This window comes from Aquirufa sp. ROCK-SH2, assembly GCF_054558315.1.
The window spans coordinates 95330-120455 of record NZ_JBPXKB010000002.1 but is presented as its reverse complement, the minus strand read 5'-3'; the positions used below and the strand labels follow the sequence as shown (position 1 = coordinate 120455).

Sequence of the window (25126 nt, the reverse complement as noted above, 5' to 3'; positions counted from 1 at the left end):
GCGCTCAGGCAATACGCGCTCAGCTTTGCTGAGTGTGTACTATGATTTGAACTTATAGTTCATTGCGCCTTGAAGAAAATCAGAATATTGATTGGAAATATAAGTAACTAGATAGTAAATCTAATTTTCTTTTTTTAAGGGGAAATGCGTCCCCTTACCCCCTGCAATTTACGAGTTATAAAGTTCAGTTATTTGATAAATTGATTAGATCGAAAAAGGAGTCCAATTATTGACATTGGTTCAACTTTGGGAATGCTATTTTTGTGTTTTTTAACACTCAGTTTTCATCAATAGTAAATTGGACAGGCAAAATTTTATAAAATCTTTGTTTCCTTGGTGTTTAAAAACATAGAAAATAGATTTCAATGATAGGTACCGAAGCCAAAAATCAAGGAATTGGTAAAATTTTACTTTCTTTAAAAGTAGATAAAATTACCATGGTAGAAGTGGCAGAAACCTCTTCGATTTCATTGATTTTTTCCAACATTAATTTCTGATAAGTAGAGATATCTTTTGAAATAATTTTCAGCATAAAATCGCCAGCGCCGGTGACGTGGTGGCATTCAATAACCTCTGGAATTTGATTGATTTGATGAACAAAAGACTCGGTTACTTGTTTTTTGTGACCAGTTAAAGTGACTGTAACAAAGGTAGTTACTCCTAAACCCACTTTTTCTCTGCTTACTTGCGCATGATAACTTTGAATGATACCCAAGGTTTCTAATTTCTTGACACGTTCCAAGGTAGGTGCAGGAGAAAGTCCAATTTCTTTTGACAATTGCGCGTTGGTAATTTTGGCGTTTTGCTGAAGAATTTCAAGTAATTTATGGTCGGTTGGGTCGAGCTTGTGAATGTTCATATCTTTTGTTGAAAACACAAAATTATAGAATTATTAATAGAAAATTTGCTTTTGTACTTGCATAAAAGAATAAAGTGTCTTAATTTTGCACTCACAATAAGCGAAAGTAGCTCAGCTGGTAGAGCGCGACCTTGCCAAGGTCGAGGTCGCGGGTTCGAACCCCGTCTTTCGCTCAACTTAGAACACCGCAAGGTGTTTTTAAGTTTTCAGGGACGCCTGGGTGGTGGAACTGGTAGACACGCAGGACTTAAAATCCTGTGAGCCGAAACGCTCGTGCGGGTTCGATTCCCGCCCCAGGTACAAAATCCTCTGCGAAAGCAGGGGATTTTTTTTCATTTTATTTCACCAACTTTCTTTTTATCACGAAGTCAACAAAGCTTTCTGTGCCGAATATTTATTCATTGAATCAAAAAATTGAATAAATTAGGATAAATTTTGTCGTTAAAAGCATTTTTAAGCCTCCCTCCTATGAAAAACCTCTTTACCTATTGCCTATTGTTTTTGTCTCTTTCATTATTTGGACAAACTCTTTCACCAAATATCATTAAAAATAATCCGCACATTAATTATGCGCATTTGGCCTATATCGACTCAGTTATTCAACCTTATATTGAGAAAAACCACTTGATAGGTGCGGTTACTTTGGTCGTGAAAGACAATCAGTTAATTCATTATAAAGGGCATGGTTATGCCGATTTTGCGACTAAAAAACCCATGCCAGCTGATGCGATTTTTAGAATCATGAGTCAAACCAAAGCCATTACAAGCTTGGGAATTTTGCAATTATTCGAAAAAGGAAAATTGAATTTGGATCAAAAAATTTCTGATTTTATTCCTGAATTCAAAAACCCAACAGTTCTAAAAGATTTTAATCCCGCTGATTCTACTTATACCACAGTTCCTGCCAAAAGAGAAATCACTTTCCGCGACCTATTAACCCATACTTCTGGCATTGATTATACGGCCATCGGATCAGAAAAAATGAAAGCCATTTATGCCAAAGCAGATATTCCCTCCGGTTTGGGAAAAATGAATGCCACTTTATTAGCAAAAATGAAGGTCTTAGGAACACTTCCTTTAGCCCACCAACCTGGCGAGAAATTCACTTATGGTTTAAATACCGATTTGCTTGGTTGTTTGATTGAAGTGATTTCTGGTAAAAGCTTAGATGCGTATTTCAAAGCCCATATTTTTCAGCCTTTGGGAATGAAAGAATCTTTTTTCAACCTTCCTGCTGAATTAGGCAGCCGTTTGGCGACAGTATACACGGAAGAAAATGGTAAAATCATTCCTTGGTCTCCAACGTTTAGAAATATCAATCCCAACTATCCTTTGGACAAGAAAACGTATTTTTCAGGTGGTGCAGGACTTTCTATGAGTACTTTCGACTATGCCATTTTTCTTCAAATGATTTTGAATGGAGGAAAATACAATGGTAAACAAATCATTGGCAGAAGAACCGCCGAGTTAATGATTAGTCCACAATTGGCCCCTGGTTTAATGGGAAATGATAATTTTGGATTAGGGTTTTCATTGACCTCAGAAAAAAGTGCCGACTTAAAACCGAGAAGCAAAGGTTCGTTTTCTTGGGGAGGATATTATGGAACCACCTATTGGGCTGATCCGAAAGAGAAATTGATTGTATTAATTATGACTCAACACACTCCAAATTCCCATAGCGATTTCAATAATAAAATTGAGAATGTGATTTATGGAAGCCTGAAATGATAAATTGAAAATGTAGAATGTAGAATTGAAAATGAAATATTCTACATTCTACATTCTTAATTCTTCATTTTAATTTTATTTCCCGAAATTGCGACCTCAATTAATTCCATGCAAAAAAAGGTAGTTTTAACAATTTGTTCGATCAATTATTTGGCACAAGCTAAATCCTTGGGCGATTCTCTCTTGGAACATAACCCAGATTATGACTTTGTCATTGGCTTGGTCGATCGTTTAGATCAATCAAGTATTTCTAAGGAACAATTACCTGCATATACCTTAATCGAATTACATAACATTGGAATTCCTGATTTTGAGGACATGTGCAATCGGTATAATATTACCGAATTGAATACGGCTGTTAAGCCTTTTTATTTGAAGTATTTGTATGATCAATTTCCCGAAATAGAAATTCTACATTACTTTGATCCAGATATCATTATTTTCCAAACATTAGCAGAAATAGAAAAGGGTTTGGAACAAAACAGTTTGTTTTTAACCCCTCATATTTTAAGTCCTTTTCCCGATGAATCTACGCCACAGGAGCGCGATTTATTGAACACGGGAATGTATAATTTGGGATTTATCGGGACAAAAAGAAGTGAAACAACTTTGTCGTTTTTGAATTGGTGGGCAGAACGTTTGTTTGAACATTGCTACATAGATTTAGCACATGGAATGTTTGTGGATCAAAATTGGGTCAACTTCGCTCCAATATATTATCAGGATGTATTTGTGAGTCGCCATAAAGGCCTAAACATGGCATATTGGAATTTGCATGAACGAAGCTTGAATACGGATGGAGAAAGTTATCAGGTAAATCAAGAAGTTCCCTTGATTTTTTTCCATTTTTCAGGTTATGACCCTAGTAATTCTACTCAAATTTCGAAGTACCAAAATCGATTTGATTTTGTGGAAAAAGGTGATGTAGCCTCCATTTTTGATGTTTATGCACAAACATTGATCAAAAATGGACACAATGAATACAAGAAATATCCTTGTTTCTACATTAAAACCGCACCTGTATTACCACGCAAAAAATACCTTCGTGTCAGAAAGTATTTATCTATGCCATTTTTAGCAATAGTTAAGTGGATTGATGAAGTACGTATTTGAGGTAAGAGGTAAAAGGTAAAAGGTAAAAGGTAAGAGGTAAGAGGTGTATAAATTACTTAATGGTTCTTAATATCTTAATTCCTTAATGTTTAAAAAAACAGTAAGGACTGCGGAAAGGAAAAGAGCTATTTCCTCTTACCTTTTACCTCTTACCTTTTACCTCTACAGAATCTCAATCTCCACCCTTCTGTTAATCGATCGGCCTTCATCTGTATCATTAGAAGCTTTTGGTTTGGTTTTACCGTAACCTTTCGTTTTGATTCTCTCAGGCTTGATTCCTGCGCCTAATAAATACGTTTTAACTGCATCAGCACGGTCTAAAGATAGTTTTTGGTTGATTTCATCGGAACCGGTATTATCGGTGTGGCCGCTAATTTCAATCGCCAAGCTCATATTTTCTTTCAATACAGAAACGATGCGTTTCAACTCTGGTTCAGATTCAGGTTGTAAAGTTGCTTTATTCAACTCAAAAAAGAGGTTATTAATCGTTACACTGGATCCTTTGGCGATAGGCGCCATTACTAAATCTCTTTCGTCTAATTCCAAATATCTTCCTCTCATTTTGCTCAAATCGATATTAATGGAACTTGGCATAAAACCTTTGGCTTTAGCTGTAATGCCATAATTGACTCCATAAGGTAAAACCAATTTATAAATTCCGGAATTCGGATCTGGCTTCGCGATTCCAATCGTTTTACCCGTCACCAAATCTTCATAGCTAATACTGGCATCCTCTGGCGCTTTTCCTGTTTTCGGATTAAACACCTTACCAGAGATTAAAACTACTGCCTCAGACTGTTCAGATGAGCCTAAGCGCGGACTTTCTTTGGCATTTTGCTGTACCAAAATGGGAGCTTCTTCTTTTGGTTTTGTTATAGCATTTTTACCTGAGTTGGCTTGATTATTTCCATCGTTAGTATTGTTCGAATTGTTTCCATTCGACTTCCCGTCTTTGGCCGTATTTTTCGCTAATATTGGTGCTTCTTTTTCTGTTAGGTTGCTATCTTGATCGGAGGTTTTGAATCGGAAAATATCTTTTTTACCCAAACTGTTTTTTCCAGATAAAAAATAGGCGTAATCGCCTTTGGCAGAAAGCGAATAATAGGCATCGTAATCTTCGGTATTGATGGGCGCACCCAAGTTTTGTGCGGCACGCCAATTTAACCAATTGTCATCTACCCTTTTGGCCACATAAATATCTTGACTCCCCTTTCCCCCTGGACGGTCGGATGAAAAATACAGTGTTTTGCCATCTGCGGCTAAAAAAGGCGTTGTTTCTGAGAAGTCGGTATTGATTTTTTTACCTAAATTTTCTGGTTTAGACCATTCTCCATCTTCTAAAAAGCTAATGTATAAATCATCGTTTTCACTGTTTTTCTTTTCTGAAAACGCCAATAAAAGCACTTTTCCATCCATACTCAAATAAGCATATTCGTTCTTTCCTTTGCTCATTTGTTCGTATTTCGGAATATTTAATTTTTCTGGAATGCTCCAACCGTTGGCTGTTTTTTTAGAAATAGAAAAGCCCCTTGTTTCATATTGTCCATTTACATAAGCACCTTTGACCAAAATAGTTTGACCGTCGGGTGAAATGGATAAAATAGTGTTGTATTGGTCCCTATTTAAAACATCAGGCATTCTTTTTGCCGCACTCCAAACTCCTCCAATGAATTCGCTGTACCAAATATCTTGAGAACCAGAAACGGTTTCTGTTCCCATAGTCCCAAACTTATTTTGTGGATGACTTTTTCGGCCAAAATACAAGGTTTTTCCATCGGGTGCCATCACGGGATTTAATTCCGAATATTGTGAATTAACCGCAGAGCCCAAGTTTTCGGCCAAAGGAGTACTTTGTCCAAAGGAAAAAAATTGGATACTTAGATAAATCAAAAATTGTAGGTATTTGGCCATTATATAGGTACTATTTAATCGATTATCCTCGGTAAATCCATTTCTTCTCCATTTTAGATGGAGCATAATTAATCATATAATCTACCATAGCATCTGGGTCTGTATCAATATGAAGTGCATCCAAATTGGCTTTTTTCAAAAAACCTTCTTTGACCATGTGTTCCATTTGTTGCAACAACAAATCGTAATAGCCATTGATATTTAGAACACCAACAGGCATTTCATGTAAATCCAATTGTTTCCAAGTTAGAATTTCGAAAAGTTCATCCATGGATCCGAAGCCACCTGGTAAAGTAATGACTCCATCCGCTTTTTCGGCCATTATTTGCTTTCTAGTATGCATCGTATCGGTTACAATACATTCTTGAATGCCCAAATGTGTTACTTCCCAAGGACCCATAAAAGAAGGAATTACACCAATACATTCGCCGCCTAAACGTAAATATTCATCTGCTAAAACCCCCATTAGCCCCACGCTTCCTGCTCCAAAAATAATTTTGCAATCATGTTTTTTTAAAGCACCGGCTAATTTTTTTACTTCATTTTCATAAATGGAATCATGGCCTTTGGATGAGCCGCAGTAAACTAAGATGTTTTTAGACATTCTGGGATAGTATTTGAGTTAATGTGGTGGAAAATTCTACAAAACTAAACGAAAAATTGGCTTCTTTTTGTATTCTTTCTGAGGAAACTTTGTTACCTCCTGTCACTAATACAGCCATTTCTCCCAACAAAAGTTTTAAAAAAAAGGCTGGAATGGCAGGTAAAAATAGGGGTCTATGCAGTTTTTTAGCTATTATTTGAGTCATTTCTTTATGACGAATCGGATTGGGCGCTACGGCATTGTACACTCCTTTTAAGGAATTATTTTCGATGCATAATTGGAAAATTCGTACCAAGTCGCTCAAATGTATCCACGATTGCCATTGTTTTCCTGTTCCTAAAACAGCACCGAATCCCCAGCGAATGGGTTTTGATAAGACAGGAAATATTCCTCCTTTTTCAGATAAAACCAAACCAATCCGAACTTTGACAGTTCTTAAACCCAAATCAGCGATTTGATCTACGGCCTTTTCCCATTGTTGGGTACAATCGGCTAAAAAATCATTGCCTGGCAAACTCGTTTCTTCGCAAATTTGTTCCCCCGAATCTGCTCCATAAAATCCAATGGCGGAGGCAGAAACAAAGGTTTTTACTTGATGATCACTTGATTGTAAAAGTCTCCATAACAAATGGGTACTCTCCACTCGAGAAGCAATTAATTCTGCTTTTCTTGCCTTCGTCCAAGGTTTATCTGCAATACCGGCTCCTGCCAAATGCACAATACAATCAATGCCATTCAGGCAGTTCGAATCAATCGTTTTTTGATCGATGTTCCAAGCATAATCACCGCCTTTACGGGATAGGATTTTGACTTGATGTCCGTTTTGTACCAAAAAAGCATGCAATTCTTTTCCGATAAATCCCGTGCCGCCAGTGATTAATATCTGCATTAATTTCCTTTTTTAATCGCTTGGTAAATCACTTCATTGATCCCCGTGCGAATGTTTAAATCACTGATTTTACTATTGTTTCTTGTTGGATAAACTCGATTCGATAAAAATACATACACGATATTACTCACAGGGTCTATCCACGTGTACGTACCTGTAAATCCTGAATGTCCGAAGCTTTCTTCGCTAGCTGATGCTGCCGCAGAAATACCTGGTTTTTTACGGTCAGGTTTGTCAAATCCAATTCCTCTTCTTGAATTTTCTGCTTCAGAAAATGGATAAGAAGTCCAGGTTTTCATGGTTTCAGGTTGGATAAATTGCTGACCTCCATAATAGCCTTTTTGCAAATACATTTGCATTAATTTCGCTAAATCATTGGCATTTCCAAACAATCCAGCATGTCCGGAAATTCCATCTAATAAAGCAGCCCCTTCGTCATGTACTTTTCCATGAATCAAGACTTTTCGGAACAATGAATCATATTCTGTTGGGACAATTCTAGCCAATGGAAAATGCTTATCTGCTTGATAAACCAAGGTTTTGGCTCCCAATGGGGCATAGAAAGTGGATTCCAGATATTCTGGCCAAGTTTTTCCAAACATTTTGTTGGTCAATTGAGGCAATAAATAATAAGATAAATCAGAATAAACATATTCTTTTTTCTCTCTTAATGGGGAATCAATAATGGCCTTGGTAATTTGACTTTGTAAGGTTTTATGCGCCCAAAGGTTAGACGTCACTTCCGTTGGATAATCTTCCGATTTGGCATAAGACAAGGTTTTCGGTTTCCAACGAATAATTTCATTGGCATAATTCACCGTGCTATCCCAAAGTTTGGGATTTTTTTCTATCAATTTCTTCACTCGCTCCTCCCCTTGTGCCCTCGTAACATATTTTTCTACCAAATTGAATTTCAAATCTTTTTTGGCATAAAGCGTATTGAATTTTTTACTCTTTAAAATCATTTCCGTGCTATCAATATAGTCTCGCCAAAATGGAATCCAAGCCTTTAATCTAGCTTGGTGAGTTAATACATCGATGTATTTCAATGGGCCTTTATTGGTTTTTGCCAAAGCTGGAATAAACTCGCCCATGGTTTCGTTCACATTGAATCGGCCTTCATCTTGCCATTTCATCAAGGCAGGAACGGAGGTACTGATTTTCGTAATGGATGCTAAATCGAATATATCCGTTTTCTTAAGAGCCTCTGTCGATTCATAGGTGGGAGTTCCAAATGCTTTGTGGTAAATCACTTTTCCCTCTTTGGCAATTAAGACAACCACACCTGGTGCACCTTTGACTTGGATGGCTAAATTAGCCAAGGAATCCACGTTTTTAGTTAAATATTTTCCATTTATGCCAACCGCCTCAGGTAAAACATTGTATTGTAATCGACCTAAACTTGGACTAAAAATCCCTTGATTACGATAATATTCTTTGTTTAAAGTCACAGGAAATTTACCTTCTGCAGGTAGTCCTCCAAAAATCACTTCGGCAGCCACTTCTAATTGAGGAATACCTTCTTGCAGAGTCGTAATCAAAGCTCCTGCATTTTTTAGGCTATCAAATTTGGTCAAAGTCATGGCATTGGCAAAATGAACAACCACCGTTTTGGCATTCACAAATCGATTGACCAAAGTAATAATGGAAGGTTTGATGTTATAATTGTTGGCAGGACGGATCGAAATTCCATGAATACCCATTAAAATGGTGTTGTAATTTTTCAAGGTATTTTCAATTCGATTGATGGTGGTATCTGCACTGCTTTCGTCCAAATAGAAATGATCCATTTCTACATAGTTTTCAGCCATTTTTTGGAATTCAGTTGGAAATTTATTGCCATAATTAGGCTTCCCGATGGCTAAAGTGGCAATTTTTCTTTTTTCCAAATTTCTCAATGGAACCAAATCTTCTGGATTTTTCAATAAAACCAAGGACTTTTCTGCCAAAGATTTGTTGACGACATCCGCCGCCACAGGATTTAAATCTTCGATCAAATGATCTATTTCAATGGGCTTGTAGGCTTGTAAGTCGGCCCAAGCTTTTGCATTCAAGATTCGTTTTACACGAACATTTAATTCTTCTTCACTGATTTCTCCATTTACCAAGGCTTTTTTAATGGCATTGAAGGCGGCAGGAACATCGACGAAGGTTTCTAAAATGTCGTTCCCCGCTAAAAAGGCTTTCACATTCGCTGTTCCTTCAGGAAACATTTTTGTCGCCCCTTTCATGTCCATCGCATCCGTGAAAACCAATCCCTCGAATTTCATTTCTTCCCTCAAAAGCCCATTCACAATCGGGCGAGAAAGCGTAGATGCCAAACTTGCAGTGGTATCTAAACTGGGGATATTTAAATGTCCGACCATGACCCCTTGTAAACCATTGTTAATCAGCTCTTTAAAAGGATATAATTCTAAACTATCTAATCGAGCTCTCGAATGGGTCAAAACGGGAATATCATAATGAGAATCTACCCCTGTATCTCCATGACCTGGAAAATGTTTGGCAGAGGTAATAATTCCGCCTTTTTGTAAACCACGCATATAGGCCAAAGCCTTTTGGGTAACCAATTCGCGATCTTCACCAAATGAACGGAAATTAATGACTGGATTGAGAGGATTATTATTTACATCGACAACCGGCGCATAATTGATATGAACACCCATTCTTTTGCATTGTTGCGCAATTTGGTAACCCATTTTTTCAATCAAGGCATCATTTCCTTGAATGGCACCCAAAGTCATTTGGTAGGGATAACGAACCGTGGAATCTAAGCGCATATTTAAGCCCCATTCTAAGTCCATGCCGATAAACATGGGCACTTTCGACATGCTTTGAAGCTTATTTACTAAACGAGCTTGGTTGGTGGGATAACCCGCAAAAAATACAAAACCACCCACGTGGTAATCGCGCACAATGGAATATAAACGAGTGGTATCGTAAGTAGGATTCGAATTGGCACGAGGCATTAAAACCTGTCCAATTTTTTCGTCCAAAGAAAGGGAATTAAAAACGGAATCTACCCAATTTTGATGATTGTGTGTAAAAAGGGGACTTGGGGCTTGGCTAAACGTTTGGAAGCTGATTAACAAGAGACTACAAACGAATAGGGAGGAAAGCCTTTGGAATAATTTCATAGGAATTAAATAAACTAGTATTGGTAAATTAAAGTAAAAATAGAAAATAAAAATTGAAAATGAATTGTAAATTTGCGTTTCAAAAATAGATGAACGTATGAGAAAAAAGATTGTTGCAGGAAACTGGAAAATGAATAAGACTGCTTCGGAGGCTTTGGAATTAGCGAATGAAGTTAGCAAATTAGTAAAATCAGATGTTTCGGCAGATGTACAAGTGATCATGGCTACGCCAGCTTTGTATTTGTCGGATGTAAATAAGGCGATTGCTGGAATCTCGAACTTAGCTGTGGCAGCTCAAAATTGTCATGAAAAAGCATCTGGTGCTTACACCGGTGAAATTTCTGCACCCATGTTGGCTTCCGCGGGAGTTAATTATGTGATTTTAGGCCACTCGGAACGCCGCCAATATTTCAATGAAACCAATGCACAATTAGCAGCAAAAGTAGATGCAGCTTTGGCAAACGGATTAACTCCTTTGTTTTGCTGTGGCGAAAGCTTAGAATTACGTGAAGGGGGTAACTTTTTGGAATATGTTGCGCAACAATTGACAGAAAGTTTATTCCATTTATCGGCTGATGATTTTGCAAAAGTGGTGATTGCTTATGAGCCAATCTGGGCAATTGGAACTGGTTTGACAGCTTCTTCTGATCAAGCACAAGAAATGCATGCTTATTTGAGAGCACATTTAGCCAAACAATATGGTCAAGCAGCAGCAGATGCTTGTTCAATTTTATATGGAGGTAGTTGCAATGCACAAAATGCTCAAGAATTATTTGCTTGCGCGGATGTGGATGGTGGATTAATCGGTGGAGCTTCTTTGAAGGCTGGTGATTTTATTACCATTGCTACTTCGTTTTAATATTAATCTTTTTGTTAGACCCGCGGCCGTTGTTTTTGTATTAGAAACACATTTTCTATTAGACCCACGGCCGTGGGTCTCTACGAACATTCATACATCATACATCATACATCTTACATCATAACCTCCGCTTATCCCAAAATAACTTTTGATTCCATACAATATTTGTAATATTGAATTCATTTTGATTGTATCGCTATGTATTTAACTAAGTATGGAAAAAAGATCATTGCTGTTCTTGCAATATCGACGAGTATTTTCAGTGTTCAAGGACAAAGTGCTGTGCAAAGCATTGCTCCATTAAAGCTCTCTTTGACTAAGGCGGTTGATTTGGCCCTTTTACATAATTTAAATGTGAAATCGTACCAAGTTAATTTTCGCAATGCGGAATTGCAATATCAGCAATCCAAATACAATCAATTACCAAGTTTAAATGGAAATATTAATCAAGCGGCCAGTTTTGGACGTAGTATTAACCCCTACACCAATGGTTATGATTCCAGAAATATCAATTACAACAACATTGGATTAAATGCCAATGTAACGATATTCAACGGCGGTCAATTGAAAAATACCATTTTACAAAATGAATTTAATTTGAAAGCTACGCAAGAAGATTTGCTTGCCATGCGAGAAAATATTTCTTTGCAAGTTGTGTTGTCTTATTTGACGATTTTAAATGCAGAAGATCAATTGGCAATCGCCAAAACACAAACAGGAATTACTCAATTACAAATAGAAAGAACGCAAAAATTGGTAGCGGCAGGTTCATTGCCCCAATCGAACGTGTTGGATTTAAAAGCACAATTAGCCAACGAGGAATCGAATGTGGTTACTTTCCAAAGCAATTTAGACATCAATAAATTGACATTATTACAACTTTTAAATGATTCCAGTATTTCTGATTTTCAATTAGAGCGTATTTCGGTGCCTGTTCCAAGTACATCATTGTATGAATTGGGTATTTCGGACATTTATGCCAAAGCCTTGAATGCACAACCTTTGATCAAAGCGGCGGATTTTCGTGTAAAAGGAGCAGATAAAAATATCGATATTGCCAAAGCATTTCGTTTACCAACTTTGTCATTAAGCGGTAGTTGGTCAGCGAATCAGAGTAATGCCTTGAAATCGGTACAGTTTTTAGGGACACAAGATGTTACTTTAGGAAATGTGCTAGTTGGAGGGGTGAACTATCCGATTGTGACTCAGCAACCGAAATATGCAGAAGGGCAAACGGTTGATTATTTTGAGCAAATCAATAATACACAAAATAAGGTGGTTAGTTTGAATTTAAACATTCCGATTTTTGCCAAATACCAAAACAAGACCCGAATTTCTCAAGCGAGTTTGCAAAAGGAAAGTGCGGAATTGGAGGCAAGCAAAGCACGTTTAACATTGCGTCAAAACATCGAGCAGGCCTATGTGAATATGTCGAATGCAGCAAAAAAATACGATGCATCCGTACAACAAGTGGCGGCATTGGAGGAGTCGTTTAGATCAGCGGAAAGTAAATTTAGTGCGGGAACGATTGACTTTGTAAGTTATAATTTACAAAAAACGAATTTAGACAAGGCAAAATTGAGTTTGGTACAAGCTAGATATGATTATGTATTTAGAACCAAAGTTTTGGATTATTATCAAGGGAAAAATTTAACATTTTAATCGCATAATTTTTTAGAAAATGGCAAAGGAAAATAGCAAAAAGGTTTGGTGGATCATTGGCGGGGTAGTCATTGCATTATTTTTAGGTTTATTTATTGCAAAGCAATCAGGTTGGATCGGAAAAGTGGAACCTACAGAAGTAGAATTGACGAAAGCCAAATTGGCAACCGTCATTGAAAAGGTATCAGCATCAGGTAAGATTCAGCCAGAAGTGGAGGTAAAAGTTTCTCCGGATGTCTCGGGAGAGATTGTCGCATTGAGTGTTGCAGAAGGAGATTCTGTTGTGACAGGACAAGTATTATTAAAGATTCGTCCAGACAATTATGTGTCATTATTAGCTAGAGCGGAGGCACAAGTTAACTCCATGAAAGCAAGCATGGAGCAGAGCAAAGCGGTTTTGGCTCAAAGTGAGGCGAGATTAAGCAAAGCGAAAATTGATTTTGACAGAAATGCCAAATTGCACAATGACAAAGTAATTTCAGATTCGGATTTTGATCAATTTGCTTCTGCTTACAATGTAGCAAAGCAAGATTTAGAGTCGGCAAAGGCCAATGTAAAAGCATCCAATTTTAATGTAAAAAGTTCAGAAGCGGCATTGAAAGAAGCAAAAACTAATTTAACTAAAACCACGATTTACGCGCCGCAAAGTGGAATTATTTCCAAATTGAACGTAGAATTGGGAGAGCGTGTAGTAGGAACTTCACAAATGGCAGGAACGGAAATGTTGCGCATTGCGAATTTGAACAACATGGAGGTGCGTGTAAATGTAAATGAAAACGATATCACCCGAGTTAGTTTAGGAGATACTGTATTGATCGACGTAGATGCCTATACTTCAAGTGAGCGCAAGTTCAAAGGAGTGGTGTATGAGATTGCTAGTTCAGCCAATTCAACCGGCACAGCGGCATCAGTGAGTAATGATGCAGTGACGGAATTTGAAGTAAAGATTCGTGTATTGAGAAGTTCTTACAGTGATTTGATCAAAGGAAAGTTATCGTATCCATTAAAGCCAGGTATGACGGCCTCTGTAGAGATATTGACGAATAGAAAAGATGGTATTTTAACAGTTCCATTGGCGGCGGTAACAACGAGAGAGATCGGTGCGGAAGTGAAAGAGGAGGCAAAAGGAGGAAATGGTCAACCAGAGGGAGATAATGCCGAGGTAGTGAAAGAAGAGGATGCTAAAACAGCGAAAGCCCGTAAAGAGAAGATCAAAGAGGTCGTTTTTGTAATGGAAAAAGGCAAGGCGAAACAGATTGAAGTGAAGACAGGTATTTCAGATTTTGAAAATATAGAGATTATTTCAGGCTTGAAAGACGGGCAAGAAATTATTTCAGGTCCTTATGCTACAGTAGCTAAGAAGCTGAAAGAGGGAGAGTTGGTAAAAAAGAAAGATGGTAAAAAGTAATTATGAGTTATGAATTATGGGTTATGAGGCACGATTTTAAAAATGTTTTATATATCTGATAATTAGGAGTTTAAATGATTAAATATTCATAAATCATAAATCATACTTCATAAATCATAATTCATAATTCATAATTTTTTTAAACAATTCTTGCAAATTTAGAAATCTAACCCTATTTTTGCAGTCCCAATGGGGAAGAAACTCCTTCTTAGCTCAGTTGGTTAGAGCACATGACTGTTAATCATGGGGTCCTTGGTTCAAGCCCAAGAGAGGGAGCAAAACAATTCAAAGCACTATCGTAACACACGTTAGTGCTTTTTTTTGTTACCTATTGTGACCTGAAAACACGTCATTAGGTCACATTTTTGGTCACACAAAATCAACATCATTTTGTGCCTGTGTTAAATCAAAACACAGATGAAAACATTATTTTGGATTTACCGATCACGGGTAGACAAATTGGGTCAATCACCCATCATGTTGCGCTTAATTATAGCCAACGAGATCAAGAACATTTCAACAGGAGTAAAAATCAATGCTCAAGCCTGGGATGCACAAAAACAGCGCATTAAAGGAAGTGATCATCACGCAGCTAAGCTTAATCAAGAGCTTATTTCTATTGAGAACAAGTTACTGGATAGTTACTATTCATTGCTGAAACAAATGGATCAAGTCAAAGTGCGGTTCGTGATTGATCGGTTTCAATCAGCCACCTCTAAACCTGCTGCCAAAACAATACCCACACTCCTTCAAATGTACGATATGCACAATGAAGAAATGGCTCTGCTAGTAGGTAAAGTCTACACAAATGCAACATTGATCAAATACCAGATGAGCAAGGACATCATGAAGCAGTTTATTGTTGACACGCTAGGCAAAGAGGATGTAGAGCTTCACGATGTTACGGTTTCGTTTGTTAAGAAACATGATTTGTACTTACGAACGGTACGCAATAATGTAACCAATTCTGTAACGAAAAGGCTGCAGCACCTAAAGAAGGTTGTTCGATATGCAAAACAATTAGGATTCTCAGACAGCAACCCTTTTGAGTTCGTAAAGCTAAGCTTTGAAGCCTCTTCTAGGACGTTTTTAGACAACGCGGAGCTTGAGTTAATCAAATCCTTCCAGCCAGCTAAAATCGTTCATCAGGAGGTCAAGGATGTGTTCCTTTTCCAGTGTTACACGGGAATCGCTCATTGTGATTTAATGCTGTTAACCAAGGAAAATATCCAGACGGATAATTCAGGAAAGAAGTGGCTGGTATTCAAACGGAAGAAGACCAAATCAGAAGTTCAGGTGCCGCTACTACCTATCGCTTTATCAATCCTTTCAAAGTACGAGAATAGCTCTTCTGGCTTGTTGTTACCCGTACAATGTAACCAAGCAATGAATCGAAGATTGAAGGAACTAATGACTGCAATAGGGATTAACAAGAATATTAGCACGCACGTAGGGAGACATTCCTTCGCGAGCAGCGTAACGCTTGCCAATGGTATTCCGCTTGAGATTGTTAGCAAACTTTTGGGTCATTCAAATACAATTATTACTCAGGTGTATGCCAAAGTTTTACCCAAAGCTGTTGGGGACGCAATGAGTAATTTGGAAAAATTTCTTTGAATGTGAAAAAGAAGGGGTGTGATCAGTCACCCCTTTTTTACCTATTTAAAAATAATCGGATTAGTTAGTGCATTAAATTAATATGGCATTAACAATAATGAAACTGATTAGAGACAACTTCAAAACAACTCTACGAATTGCGTGTATAATAAATAAGACTACCTCCAGATAATACCCCTACCTAATAGCTGTAATTATCTATCCCCCCGAGGCATAACTGTGGTCTGAATTATAACGCTTTCGTTAAATTATCGCCTAAATGAAAACCTTATTAAACTTTTTAAAAAACTCCTCTTTTTCGTATTCATCGAAAATAAATTTATTTTTAAAACGATCTAATATTACTTCAATATAACTTTTGTCCGTTTTTAAAAAATTAGAGACCGTATTTACCTCAGGAATAATAGATGCCATGTCTAAAATTAGCGTACTTAATACCGATTTAAGAGCAATTTCGAAATCATCAGGTCTATTGGGGTCAAAAATAGCACCAACAATATTGTCTAATTGACACTCTTTTTCAAAAACTTTACTATCCTTTGGTAAACCAAGAATGTCGTTCGAAATTTTGCCTCTTTTGTATTTTATGAAAAATAGAATAGATGCCATTAACACGAATTGACCATTTCTTGCTATTGCCTGTGCTGTTGGATTAGAACTTTGAAAGTCCCCCAAATACTTATTTACTAATTTTTTTAGTTGGATTAGCTCATAAAGCGTTTGAGAATCGTGATTTCTTTTAAATATTGAGTTGTAGGTGATAATGTCTGAAAATATTTTCTTTTTTGCGCTTCTAGCAGTGCCTGGCTGTTGTAATAAACATGATAATATAAGTTGCCCAAGTTCATCATTTTTGATTTTTTCATCACTCGATCGAACACTTTTTTTATCACCACGTTTGATTTCTAATCTAATTGTTGGCGTGTGATTTCTTAACAGAGACTGCAGCTTTTTTTGTTCTGGTTGATTTGATTTTAAATCCCTATCCTCAATCTTTTTTTGCGAATTAGATGATTCTGCCACTCGTGCAATAAACGCATCTTTTGCTTCATCTGATGCAGAAATAGTAGGCTTAATTATTTTACAAACAATTGGGAATTCGGGATTACCTTTTTTGTTTTTACCAATATTTGTAGTTGTTTGACAGCCATTAATTATTGAAAAGTCATACAGCTTAATCTTGTCTCCGTCTATTGCCCAATCCTTGCAACCAATAATTATACCGTTGTTTAAAAACCAAAAGTCTTGCGGTTTTTGATTGATGCTGTAAATAACTTCTGTGTCAATTTTTTTATTAATTACAAACCCTCTAAAATTTTGATCAAATAGTCCTTTTTCTTTCTTTGTATCATAAATTTCTCGCAATGAAGTGGATGAGATATTTATAATCATACCTGTCGAATGATTCCCATCTGAATTAGTAACGTATTCTAATTTTCCATGATCTTTATACCAACTTAATTTAGCCTCATCCACAAAAGGGGTTTCATCATAAAAGATATTAATTGCTGAAACTAGTTCAGATTCGTCAACTATTTCGAATTCGTAATTTTGCAGCTTTTCAGAATTGGTTAAGAATTCGTTAAAATCCTCCTTTTTTTGATCCGAAAGTGATATTCCGAGAAACACCATTAACTTGATTTTCCCCGATTGAGTTTCATCAAAACACTGGCTGTATTTTTCTTGGTATATTCGTTTTAGCTTTTCATTAAATGTATGAACACGTGAATTTTTGAACTCCTCAACAGTTTGTTCCATTTTTAGGAACATTGCCATAATGTCATCTCTAGTTGGTGTTGCGGATAAGTTTTTTGATTGGATTAAAACCAAATTTTTACCAGAATCATCCTCTTCTATAGCAATTAAATCTATGCCGCCATCATTCGCTGCATCTGTATGGGAGTTTTTGAAATCGATATTGGTGTATAGGCCTTGATTAAAAAAATATTTGTAAGCAACCATTCCAAAAATAAAATCATCGGTTAATGTAGCAGCCTCTGATGCTTCTCTCCTAATTTTTTCAATTTCTGATTTGATCAATGGATCCATTTTATAAATTATTTTCAGTTAAACCATTAATTCTTTGACGAATCTCGAATAATTATAAACCAATATACTGATTATGTCAATACTTATCAAAATATACCGTTTTTTTCAACCTATTTTGATCACATGAGCAATATGAGGAGCTCTTGTAAATGCCCCCCCTACCCCCCCAACACATTTGTGTGGAGAAAATAGAGGAGCATTTATTAAAGTAAAGTGTATTTGATCCCAATCGCAACAGTATCACTCCCATGCTGGAAAATGCAATCATCCAATCACATGGTAGGCTTTTGATTAAGAGGGTTACACGCTGGACAAATCGCTTGTTATGTCCATTCCACAGGGTGAGCCGTAAACACCCTACTCGCCGTCATCCATTATCTGTTTTGATAATTGCTACCGCTTGAACGCCAGTCTGGGAACAATTTACTTGCTGCCTCCCCAGAATTTTCAGGATATTTTATGCCTGATCATATTGTACTCAAATTTACTAATAACCGTACTTGCAGGCAATAGGAAGCCTTAGTTCACAGAAAACCCCGCTAACCAAATTAGTTAAACCTCTGTTTCTAGCGCCTCAGGGTACTTTTAACTAACCAACTTGGTTAGACCATTTATAATATGCAGCCAAAGCGAAAGATATTGGGCATTAATTTATTAGCTTAGAAGTATTAATTAGGTCACACAAACAGGTCACAAAAAGTAGTTGATACCCGCGTTGATCAAGAAGAAATAGTGAAAAGTGTTTGATTTGAGCACATGGGGCGATTCGAAGAATCGTTACTGTTAATCATGGGGTCCTTGGTTCAAGCCCAAGAGAGGGAGCAAAACTGGACAAGCCATCAGCAATGATGGCTTTTTCTTTGTCTATTATTGAGTTAGGCTAGTTGCATCTTTTTATTTTTTCTTTAATTAACTTTAGAACAAATCTCTTTTTTTGTGATAAAGACTATAGCTCCATCTTCTCCAATTCTTAAAAAGTATATAGAATGCTTCTATTTTTATGAGGGAAAATCGAACTCCTCTTTTAGTTACCTAGCGTTCCCGCATTTTAATACGGGCCTTTCATTTATGAAGGGGGTCTCGGTTCAAAGAAAAAATTGGACTCTTCAAGTTTTAGAAAATAGGACGGAAAGCGTTCATATTGAAATACTCGGGAAGTATACTACTCCCGTTCTATTAGAGTATAAGGGACAATTAAAAGAGATTTCAGTCATCTTCAAACCTTTAGGAATAAATCGATTTTTCAAGGACAATTATTTTTCCTTGGCGCCTCATTTTTCTCAAGAATTAGTGAATGATGTGTGGAGAAAATTTGGTGAAACTTTATTTTGTGGGGATGATGATATTAACAAAATAGAATCATTTTTGCTTTCCCAAATTAGTGATCATCCCGACTTTTCTACCATTGACAAAGCGTTAACGTTGATAGAAAATAGCGATGAAAAAATCGCCATATCAACCATCGCAAGTAAAGTAGGACTGAATGCTAAAACCTTTCAAAGGTATTTCCAAAAACATATGGGTTGTAGCCCTGTGGAATATCGGAGGATTTACAGATTTAGAAGCTCTTTAACGAATAAGTTGAATAGTGCTGAATGGAAGAATTTAACGGATATTACTTATGAAGGAGGGTATTATGATCAGTCTTATTTCATCAAAGAGTTTAAAAAAATCACCCATCATAATCCCAAAGACTTTTTTAAGTCGACTAGTAAAGTGGATGGCGATAAAATTATTTGGGAAATTAAATAGTGTCCTAAAAGTACAATTTTGAGTTATCGATAGGATCTAATTTTGGGATAAACTTATTCCCCCTATTATGAATTCTAAAACAATAAAAGATAGCCTAATCGGACTTTTTTTAGGAATGGGAATAATGCTATGTGCCTATTACTTGATACCAAAAGAATCCATTCTTAAGCTATTTCCCAATACTCCTCTTGAAATGTTTGTTTTTTTAAGTTCAGTCATTATATGCCCCTTCATTGCTATTTTGTTACACGAATTAGGGCATTTAATTGCCGGTTTAATTCAAGGATTTAAATTGCAATTATTCGTAGTGGCTTTTTTAGGAATAAAAAGAGAAAATGATAAGGTTATATTTTACTTCAATAAGGAACTGCAATTTTTTGGTGGGATTGCTGCCACTTCTCCTCCAATAGTCACTAATAATCTGAAAAAGCAGTTTGCCTATATTCTAATTGCTGGACCGCTGTCATCACTAATTTTTGGAGCACTATTTTTGTTTTTGTACAGCATCACTGATAGTATATTCAATGCTAGCCTTGGAATCACCGGTATCATCTCTTTAGGGTTATTTCTCGCAACTACATTGCCATCAAAGTCTGGAGTTTTTTTTACCGATAGAAAAAGAATGCAACGTTTATTAGACAAAGGTAGGATTGGTGATATTGAATATTCCTTTCTTAAAACCACTAGCCAATTGCTAATTGATTCGCATTATAAAAACATCTCCCTAGAAGACTTAAAATTGATTCAATCAGACGAAGAGCCAATTATCCAATTTTGGGGGCACTACTATGAATTAAAGTATTTTGAGGAGACGGGCGATGAAGAGAAAGTGCTGACAATTAAAAACAACCTGAGTCAATTTAAAGAGATCGTACCACCAACTATCTGGAAAAGTTTATTAATCGACTAAAATTTAAGAATTATGAAAACACCATTTAACAAATTCCTTTACATTGGATTTTTAATCTTAGGATTATTTCAAGCAACATTTTCTAAAGATTATATCCAAGCCGCTTCCTCACTAGGTATTGGATTGGCCTTTGATCCTTTTGATACGGAACAAAAGTGGAATGACCGACCTACTTGGCAAAGGGCTGTTTTGATTATTCACCTAGCCTTGGTCGCAGCAATGTTTGGATTTGGTATAGGGTTGAATGATAAATAGACTTCCTGCAAATTGACACGAAGTTCAAACCTTTTGATTTCCTGAAAGTCACATACTCAATCATTGCATTATAGCTGCATCTTATTGCATTGGAATAAGGAATTATTGTAAAATCGCTTTATCTTTAATCTGAATTTAAACCAATGAAAACAATGTTATTTCCCAAAATATCTTTAATAATAAATATCCTTGTTCTAATTCCTCTTTGTTCTGGCATACTTCTAAAAGCAAACTGGGCAGCGGAATCTTATGGTATAGAATCACCAGCTCGAGGTATTTTACTTTCAATTTATTTAGCCATCCTTATTTTCTCTGTAGTGCTTTTATTCAAATTTGACCCTATGATGGTGATGGCTCTTTTATCTGTTCAAATAATTTACAAACTATTAAGTCCAATTATGGCCGGAACCATTACTAATCCCGTAATTATAAGTAACCTTTTTATAGCAGTATTTCATTCTTATAGCGTTTGGAAAATAATTTTATCGCAAAAATTTTCCCTTTAATTTTCTAATCGTTATATACTCAATCATATCATTATAGCTGCATCTTTCGTCTGTAAGGGGAGCAAAACTGCAAAAGGCGACAGAAATGTCGCCTTTTTTGTTGTCAGTCAGGGAGTTATGGTAGCTGCATCTTTTAAGTTTTGACTTTTACCTTTTGCAACCTTTCACGAAGTTGTTATTTTGAATTGTTAAGTATACTCCTTTATAATTTTCTTAGCGGTGCTTGTATTTCCCCAAGCTGCAAGTTCATGTAAAATTGGAAGAAGTGTTTTGCCTGAAGTTGTTAAAGTGTATTCAACTCTAGGAGGCATTTCTGTATATTCCATACGTTTTACCAACCCAAATTCTTCCATTTCTTTTAATTCATTTGCTAAAACCTTATTGGATATAGCGGGAATTATTTGTCTTAATTTCCCAAATCTAATTGTTCGGTCGCCAATACAGTTCAAAATGATTGGTTTCCATTTACCTCCAATAATACTCATTGCTCTTGTTACAGGGCAATTTAATGGGTTACTGATAAATCTTGGGTTTGAAATACTGGTTACCATTTGGTTACTTGTTTTTACTTATTTGGTTACAAATATATACTATTAAAGCTAACTTTGAAAAAACAAATTATACATATGAAAAAGATTTTATCCTTATTAACAACAATTTTAATCATGAGTAATTTACAGGCACAAACACCTACTGAAACTATTGTCAAAGAATGGCAAAGAGCAAAAGCATATACTAAAGAGTATTTGGATGCAATGCCGGAAAATGGATACACACTAAAACCAACTAAAGAAATGCGTTCATTTGCTGGGCAAGTTCTTCATTTGAGTGATGCCATTTATGGTTTTGTTGCTTCAGCAACTGACGAAAAACCGACAGCGGCAGATTTAGAGAAATCAAATGATACGAATAAGGCTTCAGTTACAGCAAAGGTATTGGCAGCCTACGATTTTGCAATTAACTCAATTCAAAAATATCCATATGCAAAATTATCCGAGCACATTAAATTGTTTGGTCAATTTGATATGAGTAGAGAACAAGTATTAAACAAGTGTTTTGAACACCAAACACACCACAGAGGTCAAACTACCGTTTATTTAAGATTGGCTGGAGCAACACCTCCTGCAGAGAAATTATTTTAAAAATTATAAATATGAAATTATCAAAATATATCATTCTCTCATTATTCAATCTGTTTATTTTTTCAATTACAAATGCGCAAATAGAATCAAATAAGGGAAATAATGCGCACATTGAAATATATGTGAATGCTACATTGGGCAATGACTCAAATAATGGTGATAAAGGTTCTCCGCTTAAATCACTTGGTGAAGCTGCCAAGAAGGTAAACACATTAAATGGAGCAGGTTCTATAAATGTGATTTTATCTGAAGGCTTGTATTCTTTGAATGAAACTGCTGATTTTAACCCCAAAAATTGGCAGTTTAGTGAAAATTCACGTCTAATTATTACTGCTGAACTTTTACCCAATGATTCACAATGGGAGCCAGCTAAAATGCCAATTATTATTTCAGCGATGCCCTTTAAAATAGAGAAGAATAATAAAAACGAAATTACTGGAGGTTCTAATTACGGTATTTTAATTCAATCAAGTCATACCACTATACAAGGATTAAGAATTTTAGGTGAACCTGTTCATGAAATACCCAAAGAAGGAGTGCTAATTAGAAATTATCCTATTGTATGGGAAGGGAAGGACTTATCTGACTTAGTAGTTACTCAATGTTTATTTTTAGGAAACAAGTTCGCTTTACCCAACCATTTGGGTATTTTGGCGAATGGCACTGCATTAGATGTTAATCATTGTGTCTTTTATGGAGTTAAAGATGCTGTAGTAATGTGGAATAGGAAATCTGAAAATAGTCAATTACATCATAATTTATTTTTAAACATTTATGGTGCAGCTGTATGGACTTGGTCTACAACTAAAGATTTTAAATTTTATAATAATGTAGCATCTAATATAAATGTCTTCTGGGTATTAGATAAAGATGAAAAAGAAAGTTTTACAGTTAAAAATTCATTATTAGTTGGATATAATAGTTTTGTAAATAAAGGTGGTGGCCCTCAAGATTTTGGAACAATTTCGAAAGCTAATAAAATCAATTTTGGTCAAGATTTTAAGATGTTAAAATCTGGCAAACTAAATATTATTGAAGACCAAACGAATAAAAAGTTCTTACATATAAAAGATGGCACACTAGGGTCTGAATTTGGTGCTGGGTTATTTAAATAAAAATATAAATACTAATGAAAAATATAATTAAGTGCCTTTTATTATTTTCTTTAAATCTTATTTTAATTGAAAATGCACATTCACAAAAGTTGCAATTAGGAAATCAAACATTTGAATTACATAATGTCAAAGGTGAAATCATTCAATTCCAGGGTTCAAAGGTATTAAAAATTGAGCGAGATCTAATTGCACTTCCATTCGATTCTACAAAATTAGAAGCTACTGTTGATGACCGTCATTATGCCAAATTAGTTGGAATGGATGATTTCGAGAATGGAACAATTGAAGTTAAAATGTATAGTCAAATTCAGAATCCATCTCCATATAAACCAGCAGCTGGATTTATAGGCGTATATTATAGAATTGCTGAAAATGATTCAGCCTTTGAATCAATTTACCTTAGACCAAAAGTAGGTAGGGCAAGTAATCAGCTCTTCAGGAACCACGCGGTACAATATTTTGCCTATCCTCATGCAAAATTTGATACTTTGAGAAAAATTGCTCCTTTCAAATATGAAGGTTCTGCGCCAGTGGCACTAAATGAGTGGATAACTATGAGAATTGAAGTGAACGGTGAACAAGCTGAAATGTTTATCAATAATATGAAGTATTCATCATTTATAGTAGATAAGATGTTAGGTAATGTAAAAAGAGGAGCTGTTGGTCTTTATGTTGATATCGCAACAATCGGTTACTTTAAAGACTTGAAAGTGACTAAAAGAGCATTAAGAGTTCCAAAAGCAAATGGAAATAAAATTGACGGAATATAATTTAATGTTTTTATCTGGGTATTAGGCCGAAACCAAACTCCTTAGTTTTCTAATAGTTATCAACTTATAAAGTTCCCCAAAGCTGCATCTTTCGTCTGTAAGGGGAGCGGATATAAAAGAAAAAGGGTTATACTTGTATAAGTGTAACCCTTTTTTGATTTTATGAAAAAGTTTTTTGTTTTCCTTCTAATATTATTCTCTTTAAATTCGAATGGGCATTCAGTTCAAAATAGGAATTGGGAGTATTCAAAAGTTGTGTACACCCCATCCTCCAAAAAGAAAATAATAATTACAAATAGTTTACCTAAAGGAGGCGGAATCGTTTCCTATAAAGGAAAAGAGTACTATTATTTCATTTTTTGGACTAATGTAGGTAATGAAGCAACATCGCCTCTGGATTTAAAAATTAAATTTCCGACAATCATTTCTTTTAAATCTGAAGAATCGTACGCTAAAGTTGCCTTTACAAAGTCAAATATGACAATTGACAAAATGCAGGAGTTCGATTATGGTCTTAAGGGTATAACAACTCTTTTAAATAATGAATCAAATCAATTAAAGGATTTGAATAATAGAATTTCACCATTCAATAATTATTTATTTTACAGCGCAATTTTCATCCATAAAACAAAGTGGCCGGTTAGGGCAGAATATATATTAAAAGACAAAACACTATTTTACAAGATTACAGCCGGTACAGATGTTGTAACGGTTCCCTGTGGTAGTCTTGATTTTAAGAATTAATTAGTACGATTTTTTCTAATAGAAATGAACCTCCTGCAAAATTGTACAAAGTTCAACCCTTCAATTTCCTAATAGTCACAAACTCAATCATCGCAT

The 25126-nt window shown here is 35.8% G+C and carries 21 protein-coding genes and 3 tRNA genes; 17 read left to right on the top strand and 7 right to left on the bottom strand.

What is annotated here, in order from left to right; translation table 11 throughout:
- Window positions 1-388 precede the first annotated feature (388 nt).
- Window positions 389-859 carry an Lrp/AsnC family transcriptional regulator gene (locus V7S79_RS04510; RefSeq protein WP_459489368.1) on the bottom strand — a complete coding sequence of 157 codons (471 nt, stop codon included), beginning with the start codon at window positions 857-859 and terminating at the stop codon, window positions 389-391.
- Between the two features lie 100 nt (window positions 860-959).
- Here V7S79_RS04510 and V7S79_RS04505 point away from each other — a divergent pair.
- From V7S79_RS04505 to V7S79_RS04490, 4 genes are all read left to right on the top strand, one after another.
- Window positions 960-1032, top strand: a tRNA-Gly gene (locus V7S79_RS04505).
- 41 nt (window positions 1033-1073) lie between these two features.
- Window positions 1074-1159 (top strand) — tRNA-Leu (locus V7S79_RS04500).
- Window positions 1160-1327: 168 nt separating this feature from the next.
- Window positions 1328-2587 (top strand): serine hydrolase domain-containing protein, encoded by a 1260-nt coding sequence (locus V7S79_RS04495; protein WP_459489367.1) that lies wholly within the window; start codon window positions 1328-1330, stop codon window positions 2585-2587.
- Window positions 2588-2695: 108 nt separating this feature from the next.
- Window positions 2696-3700, top strand: a complete 1005-nt coding sequence (locus V7S79_RS04490) for a glycosyl transferase (RefSeq protein WP_459489366.1) — start codon at window positions 2696-2698, stop codon at window positions 3698-3700.
- A gap of 162 nt (window positions 3701-3862) precedes the next feature.
- On the opposite strand, the gene V7S79_RS04485 is transcribed toward V7S79_RS04490, so the two are convergent.
- Genes V7S79_RS04485 through V7S79_RS04470 form a run of 4 tightly spaced genes read right to left on the bottom strand, consistent with a single transcriptional unit; the run spans window position 3863 to window position 10241 of the window.
- A complete protein-coding gene (locus V7S79_RS04485) occupies window positions 3863-5611 on the bottom strand; it encodes an OmpA family protein (RefSeq protein ID WP_459489365.1) in 1749 nt (582 codons plus the stop codon).
- A 22-nt stretch (window positions 5612-5633) separates the two neighbouring features.
- Entirely contained in the window at window positions 5634-6215 is a 582-nt protein-coding gene (locus tag V7S79_RS04480; protein ID WP_459489364.1) for an LOG family protein, read from the bottom strand.
- Window positions 6208-7104, bottom strand: a complete 897-nt coding sequence (locus V7S79_RS04475) for a TIGR01777 family oxidoreductase (RefSeq protein ID WP_459489363.1) — start codon at window positions 7102-7104, stop codon at window positions 6208-6210. The genes V7S79_RS04480 and V7S79_RS04475 overlap by 8 nt, the downstream gene beginning before the upstream one ends.
- Window positions 7104-10241 carry a glycoside hydrolase family 3 N-terminal domain-containing protein gene (locus V7S79_RS04470; RefSeq protein WP_459489362.1) on the bottom strand — a complete coding sequence of 1046 codons (3138 nt, stop codon included), beginning with the start codon at window positions 10239-10241 and terminating at the stop codon, window positions 7104-7106. Before V7S79_RS04470 ends, V7S79_RS04475 begins: the two co-directional genes overlap by 1 nt.
- A gap of 97 nt (window positions 10242-10338) precedes the next feature.
- Between V7S79_RS04470 and tpiA the strand changes: the two genes are divergently transcribed.
- The 5 genes from tpiA to V7S79_RS04445 all read left to right on the top strand — a co-directional run bounded on the left by tpiA (window position 10339) and on the right by V7S79_RS04445 (window position 15787).
- A complete protein-coding gene (tpiA, locus tag V7S79_RS04465) occupies window positions 10339-11100 on the top strand; it encodes a triose-phosphate isomerase (RefSeq protein ID WP_459489361.1) in 762 nt (253 codons plus the stop codon).
- 198 nt (window positions 11101-11298) lie between these two features.
- Window positions 11299-12762, top strand: coding sequence for a TolC family protein (locus V7S79_RS04460; protein WP_459489360.1), 1464 nt, complete (start codon window positions 11299-11301; stop codon window positions 12760-12762).
- A gap of 19 nt (window positions 12763-12781) precedes the next feature.
- Complete coding sequence (locus V7S79_RS04455; protein WP_459489359.1) at window positions 12782-14170, top strand: efflux RND transporter periplasmic adaptor subunit; 1389 nt, start codon at window positions 12782-12784, stop codon at window positions 14168-14170.
- A gap of 202 nt (window positions 14171-14372) precedes the next feature.
- A tRNA-Asn gene (locus V7S79_RS04450) sits at window positions 14373-14446 on the top strand.
- 141 nt (window positions 14447-14587) lie between these two features.
- Window positions 14588-15787: a site-specific integrase gene (locus tag V7S79_RS04445; RefSeq protein ID WP_459489358.1), complete on the top strand. Its 1200-nt coding sequence runs from the start codon at window positions 14588-14590 to the stop codon at window positions 15785-15787.
- Between the two features lie 255 nt (window positions 15788-16042).
- On the opposite strand, the gene V7S79_RS04440 is transcribed toward V7S79_RS04445, so the two are convergent.
- Window positions 16043-17836 carry an AIPR family protein gene (locus tag V7S79_RS04440; RefSeq protein ID WP_459489357.1) on the bottom strand — a complete coding sequence of 598 codons (1794 nt, stop codon included), beginning with the start codon at window positions 17834-17836 and terminating at the stop codon, window positions 16043-16045.
- A gap of 936 nt (window positions 17837-18772) precedes the next feature.
- Here V7S79_RS04440 and V7S79_RS04435 point away from each other — a divergent pair.
- From V7S79_RS04435 to V7S79_RS04420, 4 genes are all read left to right on the top strand, one after another.
- Window positions 18773-19588 carry a helix-turn-helix domain-containing protein gene (locus tag V7S79_RS04435; protein WP_459489356.1) on the top strand — a complete coding sequence of 272 codons (816 nt, stop codon included), beginning with the start codon at window positions 18773-18775 and terminating at the stop codon, window positions 19586-19588.
- 67 nt (window positions 19589-19655) lie between these two features.
- A complete protein-coding gene (locus tag V7S79_RS04430; protein WP_459489355.1) occupies window positions 19656-20498 on the top strand; it encodes a M50 family metallopeptidase in 843 nt (280 codons plus the stop codon).
- Between the two features lie 12 nt (window positions 20499-20510).
- Entirely contained in the window at window positions 20511-20753 is a 243-nt protein-coding gene (locus V7S79_RS04425) for a hypothetical protein (RefSeq protein WP_459489354.1), read from the top strand.
- 143 nt (window positions 20754-20896) lie between these two features.
- Entirely contained in the window at window positions 20897-21259 is a 363-nt protein-coding gene (locus V7S79_RS04420; protein ID WP_459489353.1) for a hypothetical protein, read from the top strand.
- Between the two features lie 188 nt (window positions 21260-21447).
- Here V7S79_RS04420 and V7S79_RS04415 read toward each other — a convergent pair whose 3' ends face one another.
- On the bottom strand, window positions 21448-21744 hold the full coding sequence (locus tag V7S79_RS04415; RefSeq protein WP_459489352.1) for a winged helix-turn-helix transcriptional regulator: 297 nt from the start codon (window positions 21742-21744) through the stop codon (window positions 21448-21450).
- A 141-nt stretch (window positions 21745-21885) separates the two neighbouring features.
- On the opposite strand from V7S79_RS04415, the gene V7S79_RS04410 reads away from it, so the two are divergent.
- The 4 genes from V7S79_RS04410 (at window position 21886) to V7S79_RS04395 (ending at window position 25030) form a co-directional block, all read left to right on the top strand.
- Window positions 21886-22401, top strand: coding sequence for a DinB family protein (locus tag V7S79_RS04410; RefSeq protein WP_459489351.1), 516 nt, complete (start codon window positions 21886-21888; stop codon window positions 22399-22401).
- Window positions 22402-22412: 11 nt separating this feature from the next.
- Window positions 22413-23516, top strand: a complete 1104-nt coding sequence (locus tag V7S79_RS04405; protein WP_459489350.1) for a right-handed parallel beta-helix repeat-containing protein — start codon at window positions 22413-22415, stop codon at window positions 23514-23516.
- A 14-nt stretch (window positions 23517-23530) separates the two neighbouring features.
- A complete protein-coding gene (locus tag V7S79_RS04400; RefSeq protein ID WP_459489349.1) occupies window positions 23531-24286 on the top strand; it encodes a LamG domain-containing protein in 756 nt (251 codons plus the stop codon).
- A 162-nt stretch (window positions 24287-24448) separates the two neighbouring features.
- The gene (locus tag V7S79_RS04395) at window positions 24449-25030 is read left to right on the top strand and encodes a hypothetical protein (protein WP_459489348.1); all 582 of its coding nucleotides are present in this window, start codon (window positions 24449-24451) and stop codon (window positions 25028-25030) included.
- The last annotated feature ends 96 nt before the right edge of the window (window positions 25031-25126 follow it).

Bases quoted from the DNA above. Each gene is read 5' to 3' on its own strand.
- V7S79_RS04510 (WP_459489368.1), bottom strand. From the start codon at position 859: ATGAACATTCACAAGCTCGACCCAACCGACCATAAATTACTTGAAATT.
- V7S79_RS04495 (WP_459489367.1), top strand. From the start codon at position 1,328: ATGAAAAACCTCTTTACCTATTGCCTATTGTTTTTGTCTCTTTCATTA.
- V7S79_RS04490 (WP_459489366.1), top strand. From the start codon at position 2,696: ATGCAAAAAAAGGTAGTTTTAACAATTTGTTCGATCAATTATTTGGCA.
- V7S79_RS04485 (WP_459489365.1), bottom strand. From the start codon at position 5,611: ATGGCCAAATACCTACAATTTTTGATTTATCTAAGTATCCAATTTTTT.
- V7S79_RS04480 (WP_459489364.1), bottom strand. From the start codon at position 6,215: ATGTCTAAAAACATCTTAGTTTACTGCGGCTCATCCAAAGGCCATGAT.
- V7S79_RS04475 (WP_459489363.1), bottom strand. From the start codon at position 7,104: ATGCAGATATTAATCACTGGCGGCACGGGATTTATCGGAAAAGAATTG.
- V7S79_RS04470 (WP_459489362.1), bottom strand. From the start codon at position 10,241: ATGAAATTATTCCAAAGGCTTTCCTCCCTATTCGTTTGTAGTCTCTTG.
- tpiA (WP_459489361.1), top strand. From the start codon at position 10,339: ATGAGAAAAAAGATTGTTGCAGGAAACTGGAAAATGAATAAGACTGCT.
- V7S79_RS04460 (WP_459489360.1), top strand. From the start codon at position 11,299: ATGTATTTAACTAAGTATGGAAAAAAGATCATTGCTGTTCTTGCAATA.
- V7S79_RS04455 (WP_459489359.1), top strand. From the start codon at position 12,782: ATGGCAAAGGAAAATAGCAAAAAGGTTTGGTGGATCATTGGCGGGGTA.
- V7S79_RS04445 (WP_459489358.1), top strand. From the start codon at position 14,588: ATGAAAACATTATTTTGGATTTACCGATCACGGGTAGACAAATTGGGT.
- V7S79_RS04440 (WP_459489357.1), bottom strand. From the start codon at position 17,836: ATGGATCCATTGATCAAATCAGAAATTGAAAAAATTAGGAGAGAAGCA.
- V7S79_RS04430 (WP_459489355.1), top strand. From the start codon at position 19,656: ATGAATTCTAAAACAATAAAAGATAGCCTAATCGGACTTTTTTTAGGA.
- V7S79_RS04425 (WP_459489354.1), top strand. From the start codon at position 20,511: ATGAAAACACCATTTAACAAATTCCTTTACATTGGATTTTTAATCTTA.
- V7S79_RS04420 (WP_459489353.1), top strand. From the start codon at position 20,897: ATGAAAACAATGTTATTTCCCAAAATATCTTTAATAATAAATATCCTT.
- V7S79_RS04415 (WP_459489352.1), bottom strand. From the start codon at position 21,744: ATGAGTATTATTGGAGGTAAATGGAAACCAATCATTTTGAACTGTATT.
- V7S79_RS04410 (WP_459489351.1), top strand. From the start codon at position 21,886: ATGAAAAAGATTTTATCCTTATTAACAACAATTTTAATCATGAGTAAT.
- V7S79_RS04405 (WP_459489350.1), top strand. From the start codon at position 22,413: ATGAAATTATCAAAATATATCATTCTCTCATTATTCAATCTGTTTATT.
- V7S79_RS04400 (WP_459489349.1), top strand. From the start codon at position 23,531: ATGAAAAATATAATTAAGTGCCTTTTATTATTTTCTTTAAATCTTATT.
- V7S79_RS04395 (WP_459489348.1), top strand. From the start codon at position 24,449: ATGAAAAAGTTTTTTGTTTTCCTTCTAATATTATTCTCTTTAAATTCG.